General features: G+C 46.9%; 25 protein-coding genes. 11 read left to right on the top strand and 14 right to left on the bottom strand.

What is annotated here, in order from left to right:
• Complete coding sequence (locus tag ASC49_RS00470) at positions 1 to 651, top strand: ArsA family ATPase (RefSeq protein WP_055461248.1); 651 nt, start codon at positions 1 to 3, stop codon at positions 649 to 651.
• A gap of 64 nt (positions 652 to 715) precedes the next feature.
• Here ASC49_RS00470 and ASC49_RS00465 read toward each other — a convergent pair whose 3' ends face one another.
• The 4 genes from ASC49_RS00465 to ASC49_RS00455 all read right to left on the bottom strand — a co-directional run bounded on the left by ASC49_RS00465 (position 716) and on the right by ASC49_RS00455 (position 2,687).
• Entirely contained in the window at positions 716 to 982 is a 267-nt protein-coding gene (locus ASC49_RS00465; RefSeq protein WP_055461247.1) for a DUF5062 family protein, read from the bottom strand.
• An 85-nt stretch (positions 983 to 1,067) separates the two neighbouring features.
• Positions 1,068 to 1,820: a MipA/OmpV family protein gene (locus ASC49_RS00460; RefSeq protein ID WP_055461246.1), complete on the bottom strand. Its 753-nt coding sequence runs from the start codon at positions 1,818 to 1,820 to the stop codon at positions 1,068 to 1,070.
• 135 nt (positions 1,821 to 1,955) lie between these two features.
• Positions 1,956 to 2,129: a DUF1328 domain-containing protein gene (locus tag ASC49_RS19540; RefSeq protein ID WP_072242006.1), complete on the bottom strand. Its 174-nt coding sequence runs from the start codon at positions 2,127 to 2,129 to the stop codon at positions 1,956 to 1,958.
• A gap of 210 nt (positions 2,130 to 2,339) precedes the next feature.
• Complete coding sequence (locus tag ASC49_RS00455; RefSeq protein ID WP_055461245.1) at positions 2,340 to 2,687, bottom strand: hypothetical protein; 348 nt, start codon at positions 2,685 to 2,687, stop codon at positions 2,340 to 2,342.
• Positions 2,688 to 2,845: 158 nt separating this feature from the next.
• Here ASC49_RS00455 and ASC49_RS00450 point away from each other — a divergent pair, with 158 nt between their 5' ends.
• Positions 2,846 to 3,364, top strand: a complete 519-nt coding sequence (locus ASC49_RS00450; RefSeq protein ID WP_211261996.1) for a hypothetical protein — start codon at positions 2,846 to 2,848, stop codon at positions 3,362 to 3,364.
• 18 nt (positions 3,365 to 3,382) lie between these two features.
• Here ASC49_RS00450 and ASC49_RS00445 read toward each other — a convergent pair whose 3' ends face one another.
• From ASC49_RS00445 to dbpA, 7 genes are all read right to left on the bottom strand, one after another.
• Entirely contained in the window at positions 3,383 to 5,122 is a 1,740-nt protein-coding gene (locus ASC49_RS00445; RefSeq protein ID WP_055461244.1) for a bifunctional protein-serine/threonine kinase/phosphatase, read from the bottom strand.
• Between the two features lie 85 nt (positions 5,123 to 5,207).
• Complete coding sequence (locus tag ASC49_RS00440; protein ID WP_055461243.1) at positions 5,208 to 6,059, bottom strand: formate/nitrite transporter family protein; 852 nt, start codon at positions 6,057 to 6,059, stop codon at positions 5,208 to 5,210.
• Positions 6,060 to 6,364: 305 nt separating this feature from the next.
• Complete coding sequence (locus tag ASC49_RS00435) at positions 6,365 to 7,636, bottom strand: nitrate regulatory protein (protein WP_055461242.1); 1,272 nt, start codon at positions 7,634 to 7,636, stop codon at positions 6,365 to 6,367.
• Between the two features lie 117 nt (positions 7,637 to 7,753).
• Positions 7,754 to 9,058: a guanine deaminase gene (gene guaD / locus ASC49_RS00430; protein WP_055461241.1), complete on the bottom strand. Its 1,305-nt coding sequence runs from the start codon at positions 9,056 to 9,058 to the stop codon at positions 7,754 to 7,756.
• A gap of 112 nt (positions 9,059 to 9,170) precedes the next feature.
• Positions 9,171 to 10,451, bottom strand: coding sequence for a glycerate kinase type-2 family protein (locus ASC49_RS00425; protein WP_055461240.1), 1,281 nt, complete (start codon positions 10,449 to 10,451; stop codon positions 9,171 to 9,173).
• A 31-nt stretch (positions 10,452 to 10,482) separates the two neighbouring features.
• Entirely contained in the window at positions 10,483 to 10,854 is a 372-nt protein-coding gene (locus ASC49_RS00420) for a VanZ family protein (protein WP_055461239.1), read from the bottom strand.
• Positions 10,855 to 10,856: 2 nt separating this feature from the next.
• Positions 10,857 to 12,242, bottom strand: a complete 1,386-nt coding sequence (gene dbpA / locus ASC49_RS00415; protein WP_281175750.1) for an ATP-dependent RNA helicase DbpA — start codon at positions 12,240 to 12,242, stop codon at positions 10,857 to 10,859.
• A 130-nt stretch (positions 12,243 to 12,372) separates the two neighbouring features.
• Between dbpA and ASC49_RS00410 the strand changes: the two genes are divergently transcribed.
• The 5 genes from ASC49_RS00410 (at position 12,373) to ASC49_RS00390 (ending at position 17,831) form a co-directional block, all read left to right on the top strand.
• Complete coding sequence (locus ASC49_RS00410; protein WP_055461238.1) at positions 12,373 to 12,984, top strand: ACP phosphodiesterase; 612 nt, start codon at positions 12,373 to 12,375, stop codon at positions 12,982 to 12,984.
• A gap of 310 nt (positions 12,985 to 13,294) precedes the next feature.
• Positions 13,295 to 14,281 (top strand): ribosome biogenesis GTPase YlqF, encoded by a 987-nt coding sequence (ylqF, locus tag ASC49_RS00405; protein ID WP_055461237.1) that lies wholly within the window; start codon positions 13,295 to 13,297, stop codon positions 14,279 to 14,281.
• Between the two features lie 11 nt (positions 14,282 to 14,292).
• The gene (locus ASC49_RS00400; protein ID WP_055461236.1) at positions 14,293 to 14,673 is read left to right on the top strand and encodes a YacL family protein; all 381 of its coding nucleotides are present in this window, start codon (positions 14,293 to 14,295) and stop codon (positions 14,671 to 14,673) included.
• Between the two features lie 67 nt (positions 14,674 to 14,740).
• The gene (locus tag ASC49_RS00395) at positions 14,741 to 15,334 is read left to right on the top strand and encodes a hypothetical protein (RefSeq protein ID WP_055461235.1); all 594 of its coding nucleotides are present in this window, start codon (positions 14,741 to 14,743) and stop codon (positions 15,332 to 15,334) included.
• A gap of 127 nt (positions 15,335 to 15,461) precedes the next feature.
• Positions 15,462 to 17,831: a fatty acid cis/trans isomerase gene (locus ASC49_RS00390; RefSeq protein WP_055461234.1), complete on the top strand. Its 2,370-nt coding sequence runs from the start codon at positions 15,462 to 15,464 to the stop codon at positions 17,829 to 17,831.
• Between the two features lie 89 nt (positions 17,832 to 17,920).
• On the opposite strand, the gene ASC49_RS00385 is transcribed toward ASC49_RS00390, so the two are convergent.
• Both ASC49_RS00385 and ASC49_RS00380 read right to left on the bottom strand, forming a co-directional pair.
• Entirely contained in the window at positions 17,921 to 18,778 is an 858-nt protein-coding gene (locus ASC49_RS00385; protein ID WP_055461233.1) for an AraC family transcriptional regulator, read from the bottom strand.
• A 111-nt stretch (positions 18,779 to 18,889) separates the two neighbouring features.
• Positions 18,890 to 19,603, bottom strand: coding sequence for a 3-deoxy-D-manno-octulosonic acid kinase (locus ASC49_RS00380; protein WP_055461232.1), 714 nt, complete (start codon positions 19,601 to 19,603; stop codon positions 18,890 to 18,892).
• Between the two features lie 106 nt (positions 19,604 to 19,709).
• On the opposite strand from ASC49_RS00380, the gene ASC49_RS00375 reads away from it, so the two are divergent.
• Positions 19,710 to 20,711 (top strand): glycosyltransferase family 9 protein, encoded by a 1,002-nt coding sequence (locus ASC49_RS00375; RefSeq protein WP_055461231.1) that lies wholly within the window; start codon positions 19,710 to 19,712, stop codon positions 20,709 to 20,711.
• Here the strand turns inward: ASC49_RS00375 and ASC49_RS00370 are convergent, their stop codons facing one another.
• On the bottom strand, positions 20,712 to 21,671 hold the full coding sequence (locus ASC49_RS00370) for a methylenetetrahydrofolate reductase (RefSeq protein WP_055461230.1): 960 nt from the start codon (positions 21,669 to 21,671) through the stop codon (positions 20,712 to 20,714).
• 155 nt (positions 21,672 to 21,826) lie between these two features.
• On the opposite strand from ASC49_RS00370, the gene ASC49_RS00365 reads away from it, so the two are divergent.
• The 3 genes from ASC49_RS00365 (at position 21,827) to gcvA (ending at position 24,743) form a co-directional block, all read left to right on the top strand.
• Positions 21,827 to 22,375 (top strand): DUF1285 domain-containing protein, encoded by a 549-nt coding sequence (locus tag ASC49_RS00365; RefSeq protein WP_055461229.1) that lies wholly within the window; start codon positions 21,827 to 21,829, stop codon positions 22,373 to 22,375.
• Positions 22,376 to 22,444: 69 nt separating this feature from the next.
• The gene (locus ASC49_RS00360) at positions 22,445 to 23,779 is read left to right on the top strand and encodes a DEAD/DEAH box helicase (RefSeq protein ID WP_245624594.1); all 1,335 of its coding nucleotides are present in this window, start codon (positions 22,445 to 22,447) and stop codon (positions 23,777 to 23,779) included.
• A gap of 76 nt (positions 23,780 to 23,855) precedes the next feature.
• Positions 23,856 to 24,743, top strand: a complete 888-nt coding sequence (gene gcvA / locus ASC49_RS00355; protein WP_055461227.1) for a transcriptional regulator GcvA — start codon at positions 23,856 to 23,858, stop codon at positions 24,741 to 24,743.
• Positions 24,744 to 24,799: the final 56 nt, after the last annotated feature.

The raw sequence follows: 24,799 nt of genomic DNA, 5'->3' as shown, positions 1-24,799 counted from the left end.
ATGTCTTTGATAACAGATAAACGTTTATTTTTTGTCGGCGGTTGTAGCGGTGCGGGCAAGACGACTATTGCAGCGGCGTTGGCGTTGTTAGCCTCGCGCCGTGGTAAACGTGTGTTGGTGGTGTCAACGGATGGCGACAACAGTTTAAGTGCCGCGTTTGCTTGGGAAATTGGCGAGCAAGGCGCAGCGGTCTGTGCTGGGGTTCATGCTTTAGAAGTGAATACGACTGATCAAGCGACTCTATTTGACCGTCTCTGTAGCTTAATTGAAGACGCAGAAGATTATTACGATCTAGTGATTTTCGACTCATCGCCGTATGCCCAAGCCAATACACTAGATTCCGCTTCTGCGGAGCAGCGGGCGCTGTTTGATCGCTGTTACCAGCGCTTCCAAGATGCAGACAATACAGCGTTTATGCTGGTATTAACTCCAGAATCTGATTCAGTTGGCCAAGCTCAGGCGCTATTGCTGGCATGGCAAGCAAAAGCACTGCCGGTGCATACCTTGCTGGTCAATCAGGTATCGCCTGAGAGTCATCCGGTGCAAGCGCTGCATACGCTGCAACATGCAATACCATTGCTGCCAACGCCAGTGCAAGGTATCGCTGCCCTGCAGCAAACGGCTGTGCTATTAGATCAGCTCGACGTTTAGTGCTATTTACATTGCATCATAAAAATGGGCTCTAATTGAGCCCATTTTTGGTTGCTTGTGGTGGTTAGCTGGCAAGCTTTAAAGGGTGATCTGCCGGCAGGGTACGGTCGATCCAAATTGCCAATTTGTGTTTCATGCCTGGGAGGTCTTCTTTATCGGGCGGTAGGGCGACCACGAGCTTATCAAGCACTAATAAACGGTACAGAGACTCTACTTTTTGATTGGCTGAGGTGTCGGCTGAAAAGGCAGCATAACCGCGTTTCTGGGCGTAAGACTCACCGACTTGCAGAGCTTTCTTAACGAGCTGAGCTTCATTCTTGAGTTTTTTCATAAGCGCCTCCGTTAGGTTGGTCTTTGCAGTCTAGAGCAAAAAGCGCCCCAGCAACACCGCCTTTTCAGGCAATCATCGTTTTCTCTTAAAACTTATAGGCCACCGTTAGGCTGCCACCCCATACATCGGAACGTTCAACGATGGAGCTGTCCTTAATACCGCTACCAAGATTGATGTAACTAACATTGGTGATGGTTTGCCAATGCTCGCCTATCGGGAACACATGAGTTAATTGAGCGCGACTAACCAAAGTGTCATCGCCTTGATAAGCGGCAAAGCTAGAGCTGCTTGCTTCTGCAGCACTGACGCCATAGTAATAGTCAACGAGGTCTTCTGACAGATAGGCAAGGGTTAGCGCTGGAATAAAGACGCCCGCTTGGGTCTTATAAGATTTAGCGGCTTTAACTTTTGCCTCATAGCCATCGTGGCGATCGCTGATATCGGTGGCTAGGGTGGTGCTAATGTCCATGGTTGCTAATTTGGTTGACCAGTTCAAGGCCAGTTCTGCAGCGTCTTTACGGTCACGAAAGTTGCGCAAAATGTTGTTGTCATCTACATCGATAGGGGAACGGCGTAGCGTTACAAAAGCGCCTACAGTATTGGTTGCGTCAAGATCAGTCTGAAGGCCTAGGCCATGAGTATTGAAGCGCGCTGCGCCGTAGGATAGGTTGATATACGGCCATATCTCTTTGGCATCATCTTCTCCCACCACATGATTCTGAAGCCATAAGCCAGTCGCGCCCAAGGTAGCATCGAATTCAGCTGCCTGAGTCAGGCCTGTTAGAGACATTCCTAAAAGGGAGGGAAGCAGTACTTTGCAACTCATGAGATTTTTCATGTCCTTTTCCTAGGTTAGCTTGAAGAGTCCTTTATCATACGTGAGCTTTGTAAACGGAAAGTGTCAAATATTGGAAACTTTTCACGCAAAAAGCCCGCTGAAAAGCTTTTCAGCGGGCTTAGATATTCTGCTAATTTATAGCGGTTTTTTTCCGCGCAAAACATGAATCACAGCAGACAGTATCATCAGGATCAGGAAGATAAAGAATAGAACCTTAGCAATTCCCACACTTGCACCAGCGATACCAGTAAAACCTAAAGCACCTGCAATAAGCGCTACAATCAAAAACATTAGCGTCCAACCCAACATAGTATTATCTCCTATAAAGCCAGTTTGATTTTGTGAACAGGTTTTATACTAGAGTAGAAACGCCGAGATTAAGTGCAAAAAAAGTGTGATGAATTGGGAGACGAACTGGCTAATGTAAAGAATGTTTAAGCGAAAGCGGGTGTTTGTGTGAAACGCCTCAGCCCGTCAATAGAGCGTCATCATTTAGGCTAAGACCGCCTCAAATGCTCACTAGTGCTGGCGTAGACGATCAGCCCACCGACCTTGGTGCGTGCGTTCACAGGCCTCCTCGTTATCTAGAAAAAGGTGTTTGCTGATGTCTTTAAGGCTGATGTTCAGAGATTTTAGGCGAGCTTGAAGAGCGCTTTGTAGCTGTGCGCAGTGGGGACTCTGTGCAAAGTCCTGTTGGGCTTGGGTGGAGTCGAATACACAGACGATCTTTAGACTGTGTGGAAAGCGATCGTAATCAACCAAATGGGTAAGCCATGCAAAGCCCAATTCTAAATCCAACAACTCGTCACATAGCTCGGTAAGGGTTACGCGAATTTGGTTTTCTAGTTTTTTATCCGTTTTACGCATGCTGATGAACCCTGTTGCTACCGTGATTTAAGGCTCGGGATTATAAAAGAATTCCCCCAATCAGCGCCAAGTTATTGTTGTATATCGTAAGAAAGTGAAGAGCGGGGCGTTTTGATTTAGTATCAATGGTATCGAAATGACCTTGATTAGGAGTTGTCATGTCGGGTGTGGCTGATGGTCAGCGAAGTGAACATGAGAAAATTCAGCTAGAGCATGAAGCTGCCAAGCTGTTTATGCGATGGTATGAAACCAATACGGGCAAGAGAATTCGCCATATTTGGCATAATCAGCCCCAGCGTCCAGATGTGTCTTGTCTGTTTGAGGGTGAGCGCTTAGACCTTGAAATCGCTCACTTATATGGCTCAGAAGCAGAAGCTATGGCGATTTTGGGGCGCTATTTGACGGAGCAGACGAAGCAAGAATTGCATTCCCTTGATCAGGAAGTTGATGAGCGGATGCTGAAAGCGTTGAATAGAATCCTGATCAATAAAGCCGGTAAGACTTATCACTCTAAGCGTGTTTGGTTAGTTATCCGCAATGCTCACCCACAATGGACCAAAGAAGATATTAAGGGACTGATTGGTCATATTACCGTGCCGGACAATCATCCCTTCGAGAAAATTTGGATAGTGGGCGACATGGAAGGGAAATCAGGTATTGTGCGCTTGTACCCCTAGACATTGATCGTCATCGGCTTATTGGCTCGATAGAAGGTACAACAACAGAACGCAACACAGGGTGAGTAGTGCACTCAGGCCTTGCCAAAATTTAACCGGATTTCTAGCCATCAGTGGTGGCTTGGTCTTTTTTAAAAAGGCCTTATTGGGATGGCGTAAGTCGTAGGCAAACTCATCCGCTTCTTGGTAGCGTTTGGATGGAGAAATATTAATGGCTTTTAGAATGGCTTCGTCTACCCATTTTGGCACGGCGGGATGCTTTTCAAATAGGTTGATCGGTATGGCGCCCAGCCTTGTTTGTTGTTTTTCCGTTCGGGTTTTGATCAGTTCTACGCCATAAGGTAGTTTTCCTGTCAGCATTTCATAGGCAATGACCCCAAGGGAAAAGACATCGGCCGCAGCATTCGGGCTGTGTCCAAGAAAATACTCTGGGGCGGTATATTGCGCAGTCCCCAAAATATGAAAATGCTCGATAGCGTTGTCGATTTCGGATAAGCCAGCCACACTCACGGAACCAAAATCAATGATTTTAACGGTGCCATTTTGGTCAATCATTATGTTTTCTGGTTTCAGATCTTGGTGCAGCATTTCATGGCGATGAAACGCCCGCAGGCCACGGGCAATTTGCTCGATGATATTACGGACGTCCTCTAAGGCGGGTGTCGGATGATCTCCCATCCATTGCCTTAGGGTAATGCCATCCACATATTCCATAGCGGTGTAGAGGTAATTGGCTTTTCTTTGAGACGTGATCGGTTTCAAAACATGAGCGCTGTTGAGGCGTCTAGCAATCCATTCTTCTAATAGAAAACGCTCTAAGTAACTTAAGTTATTTCTTAGCGCCATGGAGGGTATTTTTAATACTAGTTTTTGGCCAGAAGTCTTGTCTTTCGCAATAAAAATATGGCTTCGTGGGCTGATATGAATCTTGCGTACAATCTCATAACCATCAAACATCATTCGCGCTTCCAGCTCGGGAGGGAAGGGCAGTGATGTGAGCTGACCTAATACCTCCTGCTCATCCATTGTGGCAAGCTGTAGAACTTCTACCAATTGGATGCTCAGGTTGTCATGGCTGCCACGCTCTAATGCCCGTTGTACGAGGTGTTTGGCAGCTTGGTTAAGGTCTTCTTTATGATCCATAAAAGCCTGATGCACATCTTGATGGTTGATGAACTCATAAACCCCATCCGTGGCTAATACAAAGACATCGCCTTGGCGCAATGAAAAACTGCGATGGTCAAACTCTAGCTGCTGTTCCATACCTAAGGCGCGAGTGAGATAGCTTTTCTGAGCGTTGACTTGAAAACGGTGATCCTTGGTGAGCTGCTCCCAGCGGTCTGGATAGAGCTTGTAGATTCGACTATCACCACTGTGAAACACGTAGCCAGTGGTGGATTTCAGCACCAATGCGCTGAAGGTGCAGATGTAACCTCGATTCATGTCACCAGCAAAATGACTGTGTTGGGTTTGCGAGTACAGCCAAGCATTGAGTGCTGTGAGGACCCGTTGGGCAGAGGTTTTCACAGACCAAGCTTCTGACGTGCTGTAGTAATCAGACAGAAAACTTTGTACAGCGGCTGCACTCGCAAATTGGCTCACATCGCTAGAGCTAATGCCGTCAGCAATGGCGATAGCGATGCCTTTACTCTGTAACGAGTTATCTGTAGGTATGTGCGCGCCATGGCAGTCCTGATTGACTGGCTTACGGCCAGCACTCGAGCATTGACCGATGCGAACACTTAGATTAGAACTCATGGTGCTAAAACCTCAGATAAAAAAAGATGCCCAGAGAACTGAGCACCGAACACAGGTAAACCAGTAAGAGCGCAATGTTTACAGATTAGAAGGATGCTTTGACTTCGGTACTCATGTCCGCCGGTTGAGCGACCTTGCGTTTTGCACTTTGCTTTACGTGTGTGTAGTAAAGCGGCAGTGCCACAAAACAGAGACCACCCGCGAGGTTGCCCAGAGCGGTAGGGATTTCATTCCAAATAATGTATTGCGTGAAGGTAAAGTCACCGCCCATGATCATTGAAAATGGGAACAGGAACATGTTCACGATGGAGTGCTCAAACCCCATAAAGAAGAACAGCATAATCGGCATCCACATGGCCGCCATTTTGCCGGTGGCAGATGTTGAAATCATAGCGCCAACCACACCCATCGATACCATCCAGTTGCATAGCATGCCGCGGATGAAGATGGTGAACCAGCCAGCAACACCGTATTCGGCGTAGCCAAGCGTACGGGATTCGCCAATGCTGCTGACTTTTTCAGCGATCACACCGCCATCGGTGTGGTAACCATAGGTGAGAATGAAGGAGATCAGAAAAGCGACCGTCAGAGCCCCTGCAAAGTTACCAATGAACACCAAGCCCCAGTTGCGCAGTAGCTGTTTCATATCGCAGCCAGGACGTTTATCGATCAAGGCCAGTGGCACCAAAGTGAACACTCCGGTCAGCAGGTCGAACTTCATCAAGTAGAGCATGATAAAGCCAACTGGGAACAGACACGCACCTAAAATAGGCGAACCACTTTTGATGGCGACGGTGATGGCAAAGACCGCCGCTAGGGCCAAAATGGCACCGGCCATAAACGCGCGTATCAAGGTGTCTTTGGTCGACATGTAGATTTTTTCTTCACCTGCATCAACCATTTTGCTAACAAATTCAGAAGGCATTAAATACGACATTCTGTTTCTCCTCAAATGGGGTAAGGGGAGACTGCTTAACCACGGTTATTCTTATTCAAGCAAAGCAGGTCTCAAGCAAAAAAAAGCGCCCACAGAAGAACGACTGAGTCGAGATCTGTGGACGCCATTGTCCAAATCGTCGGCAAAGCCGACATTAGCTTCACTTACTTAAATACAAAGCAATCAAGATGCCAACTTTATAATGCTAGGAAAACACCGGATTTCTTAAGGTTGATCTTGTTTGATCAGCATTAACTTGAGCAAAAATAGTGCAAGGTGGGTTATTTTGCACCTTTTTTGTCATTTTAATGAGCCTTCAGCATGCTGGAAACACTAATGATGTTCTCCGCAATATCGATGATGCGCTTGTTTCCGTCCATAGCCGCTTGACGTAGCTGCTTATAAGCGGCTTCCTCGCTGACTTTTTGGGTCGTCATCAAAATGCCTTTGGCTTTTTCAATCAGTTTGCGTTCATTCAAGGTTTGTTTAGCGTTGTTTAACTCGTCACTGACTTTGCGCAGATGCTCGGCTTGGCGTTGCACGAGTTCATAGAGGGAGTGAGCAAGATTGATATTGACGCCCGGGCCAATGGCAACCGTGGTCTGTGAGCTTTTGGCATCCATCGCCGTGAGGGCTGACATGGGCGGAGCCTCGTATTCGCCTAAGGTGACCAGATGTTCTTGGTGTAGGCGCAGCTCTTCACTGGCTTGCTGGACTTTATCTTGGCACAGCTTCGATAGTTCCTGAGTGATCAAGTAAGCGATCTCTTGCATGCCGTCAATGCGCGCGGTGGCGGCCTGATACCAGACCTCTCCAATGGCACTTGGTAATGAGTCATCTGGGCGAAAGCGCACAATCATTTGGCGCATGCGTTCCATTTCAACCGCCGCATCAGCGCTTTCTAATTGGCGCCATTGAGCTGACGGTAGAATGGAGGCGAAATCGTTGAAGATATCAAAGCAGCCAAACTGGGCCTCATTTAAGGCACGAATTTGCTCCTTAGCACTGTTGGAAAAGTTGCCTTTAGTAAATCCGATCACGCCCCAAGCGCGCTCTTGTCCTGCGTATTCCTTACCTTGCATAAAATTGAACAGTGCCACTAACACTTTCGTGATGTCTGGGTCATTGGACACATCCGCGGCCTCAAAAATTACCGCCAGCAGCCCTGCAATTAAGTGATTAAAAAATTTGGTGTTAGTGGTTGCGGAGATTTCTTGGCGACTGATCTGTCGCCGCATTGCGGGCAGATCATCTAAAGAATGCATGACGTAGGCGAGGCTGTTGTACAGTCGAATAGTGGCGCTGCCACAGCGTTTAAGATCCAGTTCCTGTAACGCAAGGCCAAAGTCGCTTATGGCTTGGTCGGTAGCAGGGAGCTCCGCCTCTCGTTCTTGTTTTAAACGTTTGCCTTCTGAGACGAGATAAGAGTTTGATAATCCGCGTTCTTTTTGTAGTGCATGAATCAGTTCTGATACGTTGACGACTAAACTGCTGTTGATCATCAGTTGCTTTAACGCATTGATTTCAGACTGTTTTGCCGCCAACAAAAAGTCTTCCGTACTGGGGGTGTGTTTCATAAAGGTGATACAACTCTGGATAAAAACATGCTTTTATCAAGCAAGGTTTATTCCAGATTAGTGTTGTAATAGAAAGGCTTGGTGCTGAATGCGCTTCAGCACCAAGTTGAGCGCTATTTAATCGCGCTGATGAACACATTGCCCCATGGCAAAAGTGGACTTGATGGCACGGTCGTCCGCCAAAATCATCAATGCGAATAAGGTGTCCTGAATGGTGCTTGAGCGCTCCAATCGTGTTTTTAACAGCGGAGTAGCCGTTTTATCTAAAATCACAAAGTCGGCTTCCGAGCCCACCGCTAAGTTGCCTATTTTGTCTTCTAGTCGAAGTGCTTTTGCGCCGCCCAAGGTGGCTAAATAAAACGCCTTGATCGGATCCAAGTTTTGACCTTGCATCTGGATGACTTTGTAAGCCTCATTTAAGGTGCTGAACATGGAAAAGCTGGTGCCGCCGCCGACATCGGTTCCCATGCCCACATTGACCTTATGAAATTCGGCTTTCTGTAAATTAAACAAACCACTGCCAAGGAATAGGTTAGACGTTGGGCAAAAAGCAATGGCTGAGCCAGTATCGCTAAGGCGTTGGTATTCTTGGTCACACAAATGAATACCGTGGGCAAATACAGAACGTTCACTCAGTAGTTGGTGCTGGTCGTACACATCGAGGTAATTTTTGGCTTCTGGAAACAGTTGCTGCACCCACTCGCACTCGTTAACGTTTTCTGAAAGGTGAGTGTGTAGATATAGATTGTCAAATTCGCTCAGCAGTTTTCCCGCTTGGTTGAGTTGCTCAGGGGTGGAGGTCGGCGCAAAACGTGGTGTGACTGCGTAATGCAAACGGCCTTTTTCATGCCATGTTTCAATCAGCGCTTTAGAGTCTTGGTAACTGCTTTCAGGGGTATCCGTTAGATACTCTGGCGCATGTCGATCCATCATGACTTTGCCGCATATCATGCGCAGATCCCGTTGCTCAGCAGCTTCGAAAAAGGCCTCAACAGATTGCTTGTGCACCGTGCCAAAAACCAGTGCTGTGGTGGTGCCATTGCGTAGCAGTTCCGTTAAAAAACGCTCTGCGACGTCACTGGCGTAGTCTTTGTCGGCGAACTTACTTTCTTCGGGGAAGGTGTAAGTATTAAGCCAGTCCAACAGCTGTACCCCATAGGAAGCAATCATATCGCTTTGGGGGTAATGAATATGAGTGTCGATAAAGCCCGGTATGATCAGTGCGTCGGGATGGTGTTCAACTTCAATTTCAGCATCCAATGAAGCGAGCAGGGAGGCCGCGTCGCCTAGTGCAGAAATCAAACCATCTTTGACGACGAGTAAGCCATCTTGAAAATACTCAAATGCCTTGTCGTTACCGACTTCATTTGGATTTGCAATGCAATGTAGGATGGCGGAACGCCAAGCTTTGGTTGTAGACATGTGCTCTCTATACTTGTTCTATGGAATGGTTACTTTGTTTGACAAGGACTTTGACCGAATGTTTAAGCTTAGTCAATCGGTCAAAGTTACTTTGCCATGGTAGACAGAAATATCAGGTAGGTGAATCAATAAAAATCGCGCGGAAGTCATTTACGTTGGTTAATGTCGGACCAGTGACGACGGATTGGCCAATTTTCTTAAAAAACGTATGGGCGTCATTATTCGCGAGATACTCTTTGGCTTGCATGCCTTTAGCGAGTGCATCTGATAATGAGTATTCGGTGATCATGGCGCCAGCTATGTCGGCACTTCCATCGACACCATCGGTATCACAGGCGATGGCTGAAATGCCTGGTTGCCCCTCTAGCTCTATAGCCAGTGATAAGAGAAACTCCACATTGCGACCACCGACGCCATTGCCTTTCAAGGTGACAGTGGTTTCGCCTCCAGACAACAGTATGCAAGGCGGCTTAATAGGCTGTTCGAAATGGCGCACCTGGCGTGTAATTCCCGCCATCACTTTGGCAACTTCTTTTGCTTCGCCTGCAATACTATCGCCTAGAATTAAGCATTTGATTCCCAACTCTTGGGCGCGTTTTGCCGCAGCTTCCAGTGCCATTTGGGGAGTAGCAATTAATTTAGTCACACATCGTTCAAGGCGGTAGTCTCTTGGCTTGATACTTTCGTAAAGCCCCTGTTCGAGCTTTTCACGTATCACATTGGAAATTTCGATGGCGTATTTATCGATGATTCGTAACGCATCTTCACAAGTGGTTGGATCGCCTACGGTAGGGCCAGAGGCAATCGTTGCAAGATCATTTCCTGGAACATCGGAAATTAAAAGGGTGGTCACTTTAGCGGGATAGCACGCCGCGGCTAAGCCCCCACCTTTGAGTTGTGATAAATGACGGCGCACGGTATTGACTTCGATGATGCTTGCACCACTTTTAAGCAAGGCGCTATGAATGACTTGGTTCTCCTGCAAACTGATTTCGTCATGGGGCAAGGGCATTAAAGCAGAGCCACCACCAGAGAGGAGAACCACTACCTGATCTTGCTCAGTGAGATCTGATACTCGCTGTAAAATTTGTTGTGCGGCTTTTAAGCCATTTTCATCCGGTACAGGATGAGCCGCTTCGACAATGTCAATCTTCTCGCAGGGCACAGCGTAACCATAGCGAGTCACCACGAGGCCTGATATCTCGCCTTTATAGTTTTGTTCAAAAGCCTGTGCCATGGCGGCGGAAGCCTTGCCCGCCCCAACGACAATGGTGCGTCCTGCAACCGGGCAAGGCATATGTATGGGAACACAGCGATGGGGCTGCGTTGCATCAATGGCGGCTTCGAATAAAGAATGCAGTAGCTGTGTGTGAGCTGTCGTCGAGCTAGTCATCGTGTTTTCCCTCTCTGAATGCATAGAGGGGTTATGCAGTATCCGTACCACGCTTTTTTATCAAATAAACAAGACAGTGCACCAAGGCTGCTAAGCCAACACCTGCGCAGTCGGCCCAAAAGTCGTCCCATTCTCCGCGCCGATGAACGTAGGGTTGAATAAGCTCAATTAAACCACCGCACAGAACAATGGTCAGCGCCAATAGGATAAAGCGACGAGTGGGGCCAAAGGCGCATAAGAGGGTCCAAAAAGCAAAGCCGAGTACATGGTGTAATTTATCGGACCCCGGTGGTGTGCCCAATGTCGAGGCGGGCATAAGCGTCGCCAACGATACGGTTACCGCACCCAATAAAAAACCGAGCAACTGGGCTTTAGAACTGTATAAGCAACGACGCCAGATCATGATTAACGTAGTATGCGTGAGCGGATGGTGCGGCCTTTGATTTTCTTAGTCGAAAGGGCTTTAACGACTTGTCGAGCGTGGCGCTCTTCGATCGCTACATAAGCTTGAAAATCGAAAATGTCGATCTTGCCAACGGCACTTTTCTCAAGACCTAAACCTGCCGTCAACGCGCCTAGAATATCACCCGCGCGCAGCTTGTTTTTCTTACCCGCATCAAAGGCGATGGTAACGACTTCTGGTTTTAGCTCGAAGTTACCCGGGCAAGTGCCTAATGACAGAAACTCAGGTTCAATCGCAAAGCGTGCTGCAATGTCTGACAGTTTGTAATCTTCTCGGTCGGTAATGAAACTCACCGCGATACCTTCTGCGCCAGCACGACCTGTACGACCGATGCGGTGCGTGTGCACATCAATATCACGAGTGGTGTCATAGTTGATGATCAAATCAATTTCTTTGACATCAATGCCGCGTGCCGCGACGTCCGTTGCCACCAATACAGAGCAACTCTTATTCGAGAAACGTACCAGTACTTGGTCTCGTTGCTTTTGCTCAAAGTCACCGTGGATCGCCAAGGCACTGACATTGTGGTCGGTTAACCACTCGGCTACTTCGTCACACTCGGCTTTGGTATTACAAAATACAATGGCTTGGTTTGGTTCAAAATGTGCCAAAGTGTCTAACAGACGCTGCGGTTTTTCACTGTTGTTGGCGCGCACGAAATATTGATCAATGTTTGGACGAGTGGCTTCTTCCACTTCGATTTTTACAAAGCGAGGCTGACGCTGGAACTCTTCACTGATGCTGGCAATGTTGTCGCCGTAAGTTGCGGAGAACAGTAACGTTTGACGTTGTTTCGGAGTTAAGGCCACAATATCGCGGATACTGTCGATAAAGCCCATGTCGAGCATACGATCGGCTTCATCAAGTACCAAGGTGTTGATACCACTTAAATCTAAGTGGCCTTTGCGTAAGTGCTCCATGATGCGCCCCGGAGTACCGACAACAACGTGCGCACCGTGTTCTAAAGATGCGATTTGCGGTCCGAATGGCATGCCACCACACAAAGTCAGAACCTTAATGTTTTCTAGGTAGCGTGCCACTTTGCGGATTTCTTTTGCTACTTGATCTGCAAGCTCACGCGTTGGGCACAGTACCAGGCTTTGGCAACCAAAGTAGCGCGGATTTAGCTGCATGATTAAGCCGATGGCAAACGCCAGAGTTTTACCACTGCCGGTTTGGGCTTGGGCAATCAGATCTTTACCCGCTAAGACATCAGGCAATGCTTGTTGCTGAATAGGGGTAAAGGAAGTAATGCCCATGTCCGCAAGTAGTTGCGTCATTTTAGGAGGAAGCGTGTCAGCAAGCTGCAAAGGTGTCGATGCGTTCAAAAGAATATCCAGTTAAGAAAAATTTGTCGCAGTCTAGCAAATTTTAATGGCCGCCACTATTTATAGCTTGCAAGGAAACCGATAAAAACTTGTAAGTGCGCCACTTTAAACGCTTAAAAGCGAGCCCTTTGTGAACTATATAGCCCATTTGCACATCGCCAAGTTAACGCAGACTTCCTATGCGGGGAATCTGCTAGGAGACTTTCCTTGGCAACCAGATCCTCAACAAGTCGAGTTATGGCGTGGTTGGCGTTTACATCAGGCTGTGGACACCTTTGTGGATGCCCACCCTGAATCAGAACGTTTTAAGGGGTTACCGCGAGTCGGCCGGCGCCGATTTGCGGGTATCATCCAAGATGTTTTAATGGATTATTGGTTGGTTCAGACATGGGAGCAATTTGATGAAGCGCCCTTCGCGCCCTTCGCGCCCTTCGCGGCGTTTGCCGAGCGTGCTGTAGCGGCTTTAGTGCAAGATAAAGCTCAGTGCCCAGAGCGTTTGCAACGGATGATTAGCTCGTTAGAACAAGATAATTGGCTAGCGGAGTTAGGAACTGAAGTGGGCGTAGAGCGAGCCATTCGTTCCATTCAGCGACGCTGGCCTTTGGGGCATCATTTAGAGCCATTTATTATCGAGTTGCCACTGTTATTTGAACAGTCCAAAGAGCCGTTTTACGTTTGTATCCCGAAGTCATTGAGGAAGCGTTACATCGAGTTAGATCAGGGTAACCAACTGATGAGTTAGAAAAAAGAAAAGCCGCAGTGATGGCACACTGCGGCCTAAGGGGCAATAGCCCGATCGAGAGAACACCCAGAGAGAACTAAGTGCCTGATGCACTGCAGTTCCTGGATGTTTTGCAGTATAGGGGTGGTTGGATTTTTCTGTGTTGACTCAGGTCAGCTTTCAGAACAGAGCGATGATTTAGGTCGGTTTTGGTGTTAACAGGCTGATTGACAGTACGTTTTTGTTACAGCTACGGAGTTTTTAGCATAGTGAACTAAACTTTGTGTTAGACTGCGCGCCAAATTTTGAATGGTAAGAAAGAGGTGAAAACGTGAGCGTTCAATGGTTCCCCGGGCATATGAATAAAGCTCGACGAGAAATCGAGAATGTCATGACTCAGGTCGACCTCGTGATTGAGGTTTTGGATGCCCGTATTCCAGACTCAAGTCAGAACCCAATGCTGACGACGTTACGTGGTGATGTACCTGTTTTGCGATTGCTGAATAAAAAAGATTTAGCCGATAAAGATCGCATGAATCGCTGGTTAGAGCACTGGCGTGACGCAGACCAAATCACGGCTTACCCATTTAGTACTCAAGATAAGGCCGACTTAGCCAAGCTATCTAACTGGGTACAGCAGCTGGTGCCGCATCGAGGCAGTGCCGAGAAGCCCATTCGCGCCATGATTGCCGGTATTCCAAACGTAGGTAAGTCCAGTTTGATGAATGCCTTGTTAGGTAAACGTGTGGCGAAAGTAGGCAACGAACCTGCTGTCACTAAAGCGCAGCAAAAATTACGTGTCAACGATGGTTTTCAGCTATTAGATACCCCTGGGATTTTGTGGCCAAAAATTGAAAATCCCGATGCCAGCTATCGTTTGGCGGTAACCGGAGCTGTTCGAGATACAGCCATTGATTACGAAGATGTGGCATTGATGGGATTGAAGTTTTTTATTGCTGACTACAACGATGCACTGGTTTCCCGTTACAAGCTGAAAGAAGCCCCTGTGGATGCAGTAGAGACGTTAAAAGTGATTGGTTCTAAACGTGGTGCATTACGCGCCGGCGGTAAGATTGATATGCACAAAGCGGCAGAGGTGTTTTTATCAGATGTTCGCAGTGGCGCCATTGGTCCTTATGTGATGGAAACCCCTGAAATGGTGGCCGATGAGTGGGTCAAAGTTGAACAGGTAAAAGCGGAAAAAGAAGCTGCTCGACAAGCGCGCTTAGCCGCAGCGGTACCCCAGCGTCAGCAAAAACAAAATATGGATTACCGCCAAGATCAAAATAAAGCTTCAGTTAGTGATGAGAAAGAGTGAGGTAGTGCTCTATGGATTATGAAATTGCATATGATCAAGAAGAAGGCGCATACCGCGTTTTTGCAGAGGTAGAGTTTGCTGCGATTGCTGAGTGGGTCAGCGAATACTTGACGGACAAAGAAACAGTACAGCGCGTTTGGCAAGCTGCGTCTTTGGCAGAAAAGGAAGAGGAAGTGACTGAGTTCAAGCACGGTATTTTCCAAGTGGTGATTAGCCCAGAAGGTGTGGCGGTGAAGCGTCGCATTGATATGAGCCAAGCGGAAGAAGAAATCAAAGCCATGTTTGATACCCAAAGTGGCTTCTTCCAAGCCTCAAATGATGGTGTGGAAGCTGAGTGTGGTCTAGATGATCTCATTGATCTGATTGAAAATTGGCACGATTTTCAGCAATGAGTTGTTCCTACTGTAGCCAAGGTTTACACTAGCACTTGTTTTTAAATGATGTCCTTTAGGAGCCATTATGCTCATCGAATTGGAAAAAGCCCGAACGCGCAAGAATGTCGTACGTATCTTTCGCGAAGAAATCGACGGACCTGATAACTGGACAGATGGATTTATCATCGCGGCAAACGAAGAAATGGTGCTGATGCAATTGGTGGACGACGGTGTTCACTTGAATGGTTATCAGATTCTGTTTCTGGAAGACATTAGCGATTTCATGCACCCAGCACCGTTTAATGATTTTCAAAAACGTGTTCTAGAGCTGCGTGGTGAAGAGATTGAAGATCCTGAAGTTGATCTAGAAGATCTCGCGGTCTTGCTAATGGACATCAGTGAAGAGTTTGGTTTGGTCACGATTCATCGTGAAGAAGTGGATGCGGATGGTTGTGAGATCGGCCGAGTCCTTCGTGCTGATGCCACTACTTTTGAACTTGAAGAGATTGGCTCTGATGCTCGTTGGTTCGATGAGACTTACGAATACGACCTGTACGACATCACACGTATCGAATTCGGCAGTGCTTATGAAGATGCACTCTTGTTGGCTAATGAAGACATGGGCGACGACGCTTATGAACTGGTTGAATTCGACGATGAAGACGAAGAAAGTAACTAACTTCGTTACCAAAATGTGAAAGTAAGGGGGGGAAGCAAACTTTTCCCCCTTTTTTATTTCCTGCGTTTATAAACCAGCAGATACACTATAAGCGTATAAGTTAAACAAGTTAATTTTGGATAAATTGATGAAAAAGCTTTCTAGATGGACGCTAGCCTTGCTGTTGGTAGTGTTATCCGGCTGTGCAGTGTTCGCCAGCCATGATTTAGATGACATCTTTGGTCATGCCGATAGTCAGAATCGCCAACTAGCGATTGTCAATCATGGCACAACCTTGCCAGATAATTTTTATCAGGAGCAAGTGAAGCCCATTCTAGAAAGCCGCTGTATCAATTGTCATGCTTGCTACGATGCTCCTTGCCAAATCAAACTCACCGCTCCTGATGGGATTGAACGCGGAGGCAGTAAAGACAAAGTATATGAAGGTGATCGTTTGCTAGCGTTAGCGCCAACGCGCCTTTTTGAAGATGCTCGCACAGCTGACGAGTGGCGGGATAAAGGTTTCTACTCGATTTTAAATGAGCGCTCGCAAAGTCCGGCCGCCAATTTGCAGGGCAGTGTCTTATACCGCGCAATTGCTTTGCGACGCCAGCAAGGTCAGTTTGATACAGACATCTTACCTGCTGAGCAATACGATTTTGCGCTAAACCGTGAGCAACAGTGTCCCACCGTTGAAGAATACGACCGTTTTGAAGTATCTCATCCTACTTGGGGAATGCCTTACGGATTACCGCAATTAACTGACCAAGAGTACAATACCCTAACTAAGTGGTTGGCCAACGGTGCTCGAATGCAGGTGCCGGATCACGTGCCAGATGCAGTGACATCACAGGTTGCCAAGTGGGAGCAGCGCTTTAATGGTGATTCTCTAAAGGCTCAATTGGTAAATCGCTATATCTACGAGCATATTTACCTGTATAGCCTCTATTTTGATGATGAGGCGCGTTTTAACTACAAATTGGTGCGTTCAAGTACGCCTCCAGGAGAACCGATTGAGCGCATCAGTACCCGTCGCCCTTACGATAATCCTAAGGTAGACCGCGTTTACTACCGCCTCTGGCTTGATCCAGAAAGTCGAGTGCAGAAAACCTTTATTCCCATGAAATTGGATGAAGCGCGTTATTCTCGCTGGTCAGAATGGTTCTACGGGGATGAGTATTCGGTCACATCGTTGGCGAGTTATGAGCCGGAAATCGCCAGCAATCCATTTCAATCATTTGCTCAGATTCCTGCTAATAGTCGTTACCGATTTTTGTTAGACCATGCTCAAAACACCATTATGGCGTTCATCAAAGGGCCAGTATGTCGTGGTCAAGTGGCGGTGAATGTCATTGATGAGCAGTTTTGGGTGTATTTCGTTAACCCTGATTTGGACTTGCATAACATTGGTAGCTCATTTTTAGAGAATCATGCGGATTCTTTAGCGCTGCCAGCGTCACAGAGCAGTAATGCGCTACCGCTTACTTCTTGGGTGCTGTATTCAGAAAAGCAGAAAGACTACCTATCAGCAAAAGCGGGTTTGCTGGCTGATATGGGCAAGAATGGTATGAAGTTTAATCTTGATATGATCTGGGACGGGGAAGGGCATAATAGCAATGCGGCGCTGACCGTAATGCGACATTTCGATAATGCCACGGTAGAAAAGGGGCTGGTCGGACCAGAACCCAAAACAGCATGGGTGATTGATTATCCATTGTTAGAGCGCATTCACTATCTATTAGTGGCTGGTTTTGATGTGTTTGGTAATGTCGGTCATCAGCTTGTGACTCGCCTATATATGGACTTTTTACGTATGGAAGGGGAGGCGAATTTCCTTATGTTCTTGCCTCGTGATGAACGCTTGGCTATGCGTGAATATTGGTATCGCAATGCTAACCAGACGATTAAAGACTACATATTTAGTGATCTTATGCAGGTGGATGTGGCATCGGCTATCGATTACCAGACGACCAATCATAAACAGGAATTGTTTGAACGGTTAGCAGAGCGCTTGCAGCCTGTGCTACAGCGTGACCATGAGCTGGCACAGTCTAAGTTAAGTGCGGCGACGCAAAATGCGCTATTAAGCTTACAGAACTTAAAGGGTGAAACCGTTGTACCATTTCCTGAGCTAGCGATGATGCTGATTGAGCGAGACGGACATGATGCTGAGCTTGCTACCATTATTCACAATCGAGGCCATTACAATATCACTAGTCTATTGGACGAAGAGTCAACAGTTGCGCCTCAAGAGGATAACTTGATGGTGGTGCGTGGTATCGTTGGTGATTATCCGAATGTTCTATTGAAAATGACGGAAGCGCAGGTGCCTGAGTTTGTGGCGGCGGTGAAGGCGATCAAGTCCGATGAAGATTATGCTGCTTTGCTAGACACTTATGGTGTCCGTCGTACCAGTGATGAGTTTTGGGCTAGCAGTGATGAAATAGCGCGTTTGAATAAAGCAATGAAGCCCTTGAGTAGTGGTGTTCTGGACTATAACCGCTTGGAAAATCGTTGAATAAGTAGTCTTAGTCACTAGGCGCTTCGGTTGAACGCCACTTGGTCTTTGCTAAGTGGCGTTCAGGTTTGAATGATATCTGCTTAGATTTACTTCAAGGGTAAGTAGATATCGGTCAATAAATCACACTCATCAACTTCGAAGATAAAATTCAGATACTCGAAGTAAATTGGATGATCTCTAAGTTCCTCTTGGCTTTCGGGTAACCAGTTTTTGATGGCATCCCATATTGTAATGCTAAGACCCTCGTGACTGCCTTGATGGCGTATGACAGCGCATTTTCCTGCGGGTAGTATTCCATTTTTAACGCCGAAACTATTTTCCGGGACTGGGCTTTTAACTGACCCACAAACATCCCAACGAAACTCGTCAGGGGGCGTCGTTTCAGGATCACTATAGGCAATACCAAATGTTCGGCTTGTCTTTACGGGTGATAGCCCCGTCTCTTTTCTCCATTCGATAAACTTACCAGCCGTTTTTAGCACGGAGTCTGGTGACCCGATGTGGGATAAATAAGCGATTTGTATTTCAGGAAACTCTACCACTTCAATTTTCATGTTATGCCTCTTTTGGAATCTTGCTTGTTTTTTCTTCAGTCGTAGATTCCAATTTTCCCAATCAGCATTTTGTCTGAATTCGCTCGGGAGCTGCCCAACTTCTCTTTTAAAGGCACGACTGAAAGCCTCGGGGCTATCAAAGCCTGCCTCATAGCCGATATCTGACAAATTTACATTTTTCTCAAAACTGATACGAAATGACGCTCGTCGGAGTCGTAGGTAAAGCACGTATTGCTGGACACTTAAGCCCGTAATGGCCTTGAATACCCTATGAAAATGGAACTTGGAGTAGCAGGCTACTTCGCTGAGTAATTCCAAATTCAGAGGGCTATCCAAGTTGTGCTCAATGTACTCGCAAACGTGCTCTATTTTTTTGTGCAAGCTCTTCATGTCGATAATCTACCACTGAAAACCTTTAGGCATGGTATCGAGTTTAGCTATATTGGTCTTGATTGAGATTGCTGAATATTAGTCAGTATTAGAAAGTGAGATTGATGTGCACTAAATGTCTTGATAGCCGTTTAGTAGCCATTGCCATGCCTGAGGATTGTATTCAAAACGGCTTAGTTTCTTGGATTCTTTCTCAAAAGAGCGATGGAGGCGCTCTATGTTTTTCTGTTTCCAGCTCGCCCCATTGTCCCTAATGGCACACTTATCGAAGTCAATCAGCCACACTTGATTTTGCTCATCCAGCATGATGTTGTGGCAGTTTAAATCGCTGTGGTAAACATTATGATTGTGAAAGCGGCGAATGGTCTGTCCAATTTTTCGCCAGAGGTCGTAATCTAGCGTCCCTTCCTGCAGCACTTGAAATAAATCCTTGGCATTTGGAATAACCTGCGTCATAAGCCAAGCCTGATAAGATAAGCCTTCACGACGTACTAAGCCGCACACAGGGACCGGTGCAGGCAATTTGAGCTTTTGTAGTGTTTCTAATAGGGCTAACTCTTTGAATGCTCGGGTTTGTTCCAGTGGTTGGATGAGAAATGAGAACTTATTAAATTTACTGATTAGGCCACCGCGTCGGTATTGGCGCAAAACTGTAGCTCCGATGGGAGTGTCGACAAACCACACGGTACCGCGCCCGGTGGCGGTGTGCAGTATTTTGTGCCGTGATTGCCAGTACTCAGGCTGGAACCAATCCTTGGTTATCCCCTTGTTATTTTGGCTGATGAAAACAATGTCGCTGCTTGCAGTAGGGTGAATGCTTGGCATGAAAATAATCTAAAAAATGAATGAGATGACGCGATTTAGAGGCCATTTTGATCGGCCAGTATTTTATAATAGTTCGTATATGTTTAAACAGCCCCAAGGGAACTAAATGGATCAGACTATCGAAAACATTGCGGTGGTGCGCTTATCTGCCATAGGCGATGTTTGTCACGCTATGGTTGTGGTGGCTGCCTTGCAGAAGCGATACCCGACGGCGCAAATAACCTGGATCACAGGGCCAGTGGAGGCGCAATTGGTGCAACTTCTGCCAAATGTAAAAGTACAGGTTTATGATAAAAAGTCTGGGTTGGGTGGCATGTTAGCATTGCGTAAAGCGCTGGCAGGAATTCAATTTGATGTACTGCTACATTTGCAATGGTCACTCCGGGCAAGCTTGCTGACTAAAATGGTGCGGGCGAAATGTCGCATCGGTTTTAAAAAAGCCTACTCTCGAGAAAAACAGCACTGGTTTGTTAATGAGTTTGGTGATGAGCCGCGTTCACCTCACGTGTTGGACTCTTTTTTAGCCATTGCCGCAAAATTGGGCGTTACGGATCTAACTCTGCCTTTATCACTGACATTGCCTGACGAGTCTTATGGCTTGCCAGAGCGCTATGTCGTGATCAATCCTTGTGCTTCCAAAGTGGAGCGTAACTGGAGCATTGAGGGTTATCAAGCGGTGGTTGATTGGTGCCGTAATAAAGGGTTGCACGTGGTGTTAACGGGTGGTCCGAGTGCTTCGGAAAAGGCCATCGCAGAGCAGTTACTAGCCGCCAACGTCACTAACCTAGTAGGGCAAACCCGTTTGGCGGAAATGCTAACGGTGTTGAAAAGGGCAACATGGGTCTTGAGTCCTGACACCGGGCCAGCGCATATGGCGACCTTGGTTGGAACACCTGTGGTAGGCTTGTATGCGCATTCCAATCCGAAGCGCACAGGGCCATACTGCGATCTTGATAAGGTAGTCAGTGTCTATGAGCAACTTGCCGAAAAAGAGTATGGCAAGCCCGTTAATGACTTGCCATGGGCCAGTCGTGTGCACGCCCCAGATGCTATGCAGCATATATCAGCTGAGCAGGTGATTGCACAGCTGGCATTATTATCTAACTGATTAGATAAGGTTTTGTTCCGCAAGCTTAAGGTCCAAAGTGGCCTTAAGTAGCTTGTATAAATTGATCGAGGCGTCGATCTCTTCCTTACGGTTAGTTAAGCTTTCAATGTTTAGTCCTAGTGGAATGCCTAGCGGCAGGGCCACTTCAATGATTTGCTCTAGAGCTGAGCGACAAATCTTAATGGATTCATCCAATGGGTTAGCCGAATCCAAAATGCGGAATTTAGTGGCATCAGGCACTGAAATCCCCAACCATTCCATAAAACTCAATGTCTGCTCGCTGCCACATGGAGTGAACGTTAAGATGACGCGCTTCGGTGTTTCGCCATTTTCACGGCAAGCACGTGCGTATTGGCTTAGCATGTCAGCCGTCGCTTGTGGATTGTAGACTGCTTGAGAAACAAAGAAGTCGCAGCCCGCTAGGGTTTTATTAACCAAACGAAGGTGTTCGTCGCCTTTCACGGCATGGCGTTCTGCGATGGTTACGCCACCAAGATTAAAATCATGCTTATTGTTCTGTAATGCTTTATAAGCCTTGTTTAACGGCAACGCGATATCACCTTCGGAAGACGGTGAGCCCACCAGCACGATGTCGCGAATGCCATAGTCTTCCCATGCGGTATTAAGCCACTGATTAAATTCTGCTTCACTACGCGAGGACACGCTCTTGTAGGTAATCACTGGCTTGATCGCTAGAGTCTGTAGGCGCTTTGACCAATCCAGTGGGTCGTGGGTTTGCATGTATGGAAACGGACGTGGCTTTGAAATACGACTGCTTTCGTCTTGGATGTCGTATACGATTAAACCGTCGACTTCAATCTGTCCTAAACGGTCCAGCAGCTTCTGCCCGATTTCGTTAAGCTGTGTATCGTCTTTAATGGTGTTTCTTGGGGGGGTTGTACCGATAAAGTAAACCCCGCGATTTGAGTCTTTAAATTTGCGTGCTAGTTCGGTAGTCATTTGGGGCTCGTTATTCTCTATGTAAAGCTTAGCTTTATGTAATTTGTTTATGGTGCCAAGTGTACCAGTGAATCTAATTCAAGATCTTCTATGCTCATTTGAAAAATATTGAAGTTGAGTTGAGCGACGTTAATTTGCTGTATTAGGAATATTTCATGTCTCGTATCAATTTGGAGCCCATTGCTCAAACAGATGGCTACCCTCCGGTAGACACATGGCATCCCGATCATTGTGGTGACATGGATATGGTCATCAAAGCCAATGGTGATTGGGTGCATGAAGGCGAAGTGATTAAACGGGAAAAAATGGTCACTTTATTTAGCCGCATTCTTTGGCGAGAAGGAGATGACTATTTTTTGGTGACGCCAGGAGAAAAAGTACGTATTCAAGTAGAAGACGCCCCTTTTCAAATTGTTCGTTATGAGCAAAGTCTAGATGATCAAGGGCGCCAAGTATGGCGTTTCTTTACCAAAACTAACGATGTACTTAACTTAGGAGTCGACAGTGATATTAAATTATTTGAACGAGCTGATGCGCTATTGCCCTACGCCTCTGTGCGCCATGGGATGTGGGCAAGTTTTCATCGAAATGTCTTCTACCAATTGATCGAGCAAGCGGTAGTGGTCGAGGCTGAAGATGGCATGTTGGTGCAGCTGATTAGTGCTGGTAAGGCTTACACAATTGGTACTTTTCACGAAATGTAGCGTATTTTAGGTGTCCGATTTGAGAGCCGCTACGCTATAATGTGTCTCCGAAAAATTACATGTATTAAGGTGAAGCGATTGTTATTTTCTGAGTTTGATTTAGACAGCCGACTAATGAAGTCTTTTGGCCACTTTGGCTTTGAGCACACGACTGAAATTCAGGCACGTGCGATTCCAGAGGCGATGGCTGGTAAAGATCTTTTGGCGTCATCGAAAACGGGCTCAGGGAAAACCTTGGCGTATTTACTGCCGGCGGTGCATCGCCTTTACACTCGCAAAGCCTTGGCAAAACGCGACCCTCGTGTGCTGATCTTGGTGCCGACTCGAGAGCTGGCAAAGCAAGTGTACGCAACACTGCGCACCTTGATTACAGGGACTCGTTTTAGCGCTATTTTGGTGCTGGGTGGTGAGAATTTTAACGACCAGCATAAGAACTTTCAAAAAGAGCCGCATTTTGTGGTAGCGACACCTGGTCGTATGGCGGATCACTTGAAACAGCGACACGTGTTTCTTGAAGGTCTAGAGATGCTTATTTTAGACGAAGCGGACCGCATGCTAGATCTTGGTTTTGCTGCAGACTTGCGTGCCATCAATAACGCTGCAAATCACCGTCGCCGCCAAACGCTGTTTTTCTCAGCGACGCTGGACGACACTGAAGTGAACGAATTGGCGCAAGAGCTGTTGTATGAGCCAGTGCGCGTGGCGATTGGCCATAGTCAAGATGAGCACCAAGACATCAAACAGCACGTATACTTGTGTGATCACTTGGATCACAAGCAAGCCTTACTACAGCACTTTTTAGACACACTAACCATCAAGCAAGCTATTGTCTTTACCGCCACTAAACAAGATACCGTGCGCTTAGCGGAGCTATTAGCGGGTTGGGGGCTGACAACTGGCAGTTTAAATGGTGACATGTCACAAAGTGCTCGATCTAAGGTGATGGACGATTTCGCCCGTGGCAAATTTAATGTTTTGGTCAGTACCGATTTGGCGTCTCGTGGCCTTGATATTGCAAGTGTTTCCCATGTGTTTAACTTTGATATTCCAAAACCTGCTGAAGAATTTGTGCATCGAACAGGTCGTACAGGGCGAGCTGGTTTCCAAGGTGATGCGATTTCGTTCGTTGGACCGAAAGACTGGTTTAACTTCAAAGAAGTAGAACATTATTTGAAGCGTACTTTTTCGACCTCCACTGTAGAGGGGTTAGAGCCTACTTTTACTGGCATCACTCAGAAACGTGCGCCGCAGAAGAAAGCTAAACAAAAAGCACCGGTAAAAAACAAAGCGCCAAAAGCACAACAGAAACCCGCGGCTCGTAAGAAAGTGGTTTTTCACGATAATGAGCAACAAGGCTTTGAGCCGTTTCGTTTGCCAAAAAAATCAACTCAGTCGGATTCCTAGAAAGACGCTGAGTGATCGCTTTGGTTATCATGTCTGCGCCCCTGTGGGGCGTTTGTATTGCGTTGGAGTGTGAGCTATTAACAGATTACCGCCTTTAAATTCGTTGAAGTGTTTTGAGTCCGCAGCGCGTCATGGAAGCTTTAATAAAGCTGCCCAAGAGCTCAATGTTACGCCTTCGGCGATCAGCCATCAGATCAAAGGACTTGAGAGCTTTTTAGGCATTGAGCTGTTCCGACGTACGAAACGTAAGGTGGTGCTCACCGAGGCTGGCGAGAATTACATCAAGCCGATCAAGCTGATCTTTCAGCAATTAGAGCAGGCAACGGCCGATCTTAAGAGTGCTCAACATGCTGGATCACTTAAGCTGGCGGTGGCGCCATCCTTCTTAACACGCTGGCTGATGCCACGAATGGAACGTTTTCAAGAGCGTTACCCAGACATCGAGATTGAAATTCGTTCATCAATGGGGTTGATCGATTTTTCCCTTGGTGAAATCGATATGGCGGTGTATTTCGGTAATGGCGATTGGCCAGATGTTGAGGCTCACTACTTACGTCCCATCCGCTTAGCACCGGTGTGTTCGCCAAAATTAATTAAGCCGAACCAACCGATTAATGCGCCAGAAGATATGAGCTTCTACCCTTTATTACACGTTAGTAAACGCAGTGATGAATGGCATGATTGGCTGGTTCAAAACGACTTAGATCCGAAAATGTTTCGTCGAGGATTAATGTTTTCCAGCGGTTCTTTGACTGCAGGTGCGGCGGCTCAAGGGCTGGGTATTGCCTTGGCAGACATTAGCCTAGTAACACCTGAGATCGATTCTGGTCAATTGCAGGTGCTGTTTGATAAGCAACTGGATACCAATCGCTCCTTCTACCTTGTTTTTGAAAAGAAACGCGCTTTAACACCTGCTATGGCGGCGTTCAAAGAATGGATTATTGAAGAAATGAATGACGGCTGAGAGATCGGCCATTTTAAAGTTGGCTAGCAAGCTAGCCATGTTTGACCACAGTGAGT

It is taken from the genome of Marinomonas fungiae (assembly GCF_001418205.1).
Classification (GTDB): Bacteria; Pseudomonadota; Gammaproteobacteria; order Pseudomonadales; family Marinomonadaceae; genus Marinomonas; species Marinomonas fungiae.
Note: the sequence above shows the minus strand (reverse complement) of the source record. Positions and strands in the feature narration are given on the sequence as shown.